General features: G+C 74.2%; 3 protein-coding genes. All 3 read left to right on the forward strand.

Features of this window, described 5'->3' with window-relative positions; translation table 11 throughout:
- Positions 1-391 (forward strand): lysophospholipid acyltransferase family protein (locus VR44_RS33410; RefSeq protein WP_045951392.1); only part of this gene is annotated, 391 nt, incomplete at its 5' end.
- 46 nt (positions 392-437) lie between these two features.
- Positions 438-1,652 carry a MacS family sensor histidine kinase gene (gene macS, locus VR44_RS33415; protein WP_245692717.1) on the forward strand — a complete coding sequence of 405 codons (1,215 nt, stop codon included), beginning with the start codon at positions 438-440 and terminating at the stop codon, positions 1,650-1,652.
- 59 nt (positions 1,653-1,711) lie between these two features.
- On the forward strand, positions 1,712-2,197 hold a 486-nt coding region (locus VR44_RS33420; protein WP_045951394.1), incomplete at its 3' end, for a response regulator.

Below are 2,197 nucleotides of genomic sequence, written 5' to 3' on the forward strand. Positions count from 1 at the left end.
GCCCGGTGGTCTGGCCCGGGTGGCGCTGGCCACCGGCGCCCCCGTGATCCCGGTGGCGATGATCGACACGGAGAAGATCCAGCCGCCCGGCAAGGTGGTCCCGAAGCTGATGCGCCCGGGCATCCGGATCGGCAAGCCGCTGGACTTCAGCCGCTACCAGGGCATGGACGGGGACCGCTTCATCCTGCGCTCGGTGACCGACGAGGTCATGTACGAGATCATGAAGCTCTCCGGCCAGGAGTACGTCGACATCTACGCGACGGCCGCCAAGCGGCAGATCGCGGACGCGGAAAAGGCCGCCAAGGAAGCCGCCAGGTCGGATAAGGCGGAAAAGGCGGATACGGCGGATACGGCCGACGGAAGCAACAAGGGCGACAAGGGCGCGGAGTAGTTCCCGCGGGCGGCTGCCGCCGTCCGCGCGGCCGGGGTGGGGGAAGATGGCGCCGAAGCGCGAGCGCGTCGTACGGATGTCGGTCGAGCAGCCGCTGTGGCGGGCGCTGACCGCGTACCGGCTGCTCACCATGGTCTACGCGGTCCTGCTGTTCGCCTCCGCGTACAAGGACTTCGTCCGTCCCGGCGTCGCGGTCGGCTACCTCACCGTCCTCGTCGTCTGGACCCTGGCCACCTACCGCCGGGTGGGCGGTGCGGCGCACTGCACCAGGGGCTTCCTGGCCGCGGACCTCACCGTCGCCCTCGCCGGGATCGCCCTCACCCCGCTCGCCGACACCCACGCCCGCATCCAGGCGGGCGGGCCGACCCTCCCCAGCATCTGGACGGCCGGCTCGGTCCTCGCCTTCGCCCTCAAGGGCGGCTGGCGCTGGGCCGGGATCGCCTCCACCTTCGTGGCCGTCGCCAACATCGCCATCCACGGCGGCGACCCCACCCGGGACACCCTGCACAACGTGCTGCTGGTCTGGGTCGCCTCCATCGCCCTCGGCTACGTCGTCGAGGTCGCCCGGGCCAGTGAGGCGACCCTCGCCCGCGCCCTGGAGATCGAGGCCGCCACCCGTGAGCGCGAACGCCTCGCCCGCGACATCCACGACGGGGTCCTCCAGGTCCTCGCCATGGTCCAGCGGCGGGGCACCGAGCTGGGCGGCGAGGCCGCCGAGCTGGGCCGGATGGCCGGGGAGCAGGAGGTGGCGCTGCGCACGCTGGTCTCCAGCGGGCTGGTCCGCCCCTCGCGGGTCTCGCGCGACGAGTCGCTGGGCGCGCTGGTGGACACGTACGAGGTGGAGGAGCCGGGCGCCGACGAGGGGGAGCTGGACCTGCGGGTCCTGCTGGCCCCGCACGCCGGCTCCCGGGTGAGCTTCGCCGAGCCCGGCACCCCGGTGCCGCTGCCCGCGCCCGCCGCGCGGGAGCTGGCCGCGGCCGTGGGCGCCGCCCTGGACAACGTGCGCAGGCACGCCGGGGAGGGGGCCAGTGCCTGGATCCTGGTCGAGGACTGGGGTGACGAGGTGATCGTGACCGTACGGGACGACGGCCCGGGCATCCCGGCCGGCCGGCTCGACCAGGCGGAGGGCGAGGGGCGGATGGGCGTGGCCCTGTCCATCCGGGGCCGGCTGCGTGACCTCGGCGGCAGCGCCGAGCTGGTGTCCGTCCCCGGGCAGGGCACCGAAGTGGAACTGAAAGTACCGAGGGGGAGGACCCAGTGAACGACAGTGGCAGCGAGGGCGTCGGCAGCGGCGCCGGCGGGCTCCACGACATCAGGGTGATGGTCGTCGACGACCATCCGATGTGGCGGGACGCGGTGGCCCGCGACCTGGCCGCGGCGGGCTTCGACGTCGTCGCCACCGCCGGGGACGGCCCGGAGGCGGTGCGCCGGGCCCGCGCCGTCGCCCCGCGGGTGCTGGTGCTCGACCTCAACCTGCCCGGTATGCCCGGGGTGCAGGTCTGCAAGGAGCTGGTCGGCGCCGATCCCGCGCTGCGCGTACTGGTCCTGTCGGCGAGCGGGGAGCACGCCGACGTGCTGGAGGCGGTGAAGTCCGGGGCGACCGGCTACCTGATGAAGTCGGCCGGGGCGCAGGAGCTGATCGACGCGGTCCGCCGCACCGCGGTCGGAGACCCGGTGTTCACGCCGGGCCTGGCCGGGCTGGTCCTCGGCGAGTACCGGCGCCTGGCCACCGACCCGGCTCCGGCCGCCGCCGACGAGCCGAAGGCCCCGCAGCTGACCGACCGGGAGACCGAGGTGCTGCGGCTG

It is taken from the genome of Streptomyces katrae (genome assembly GCF_000966975.1).
Taxonomy (GTDB): domain Bacteria; phylum Actinomycetota; class Actinomycetes; order Streptomycetales; family Streptomycetaceae; genus Streptomyces; species Streptomyces katrae.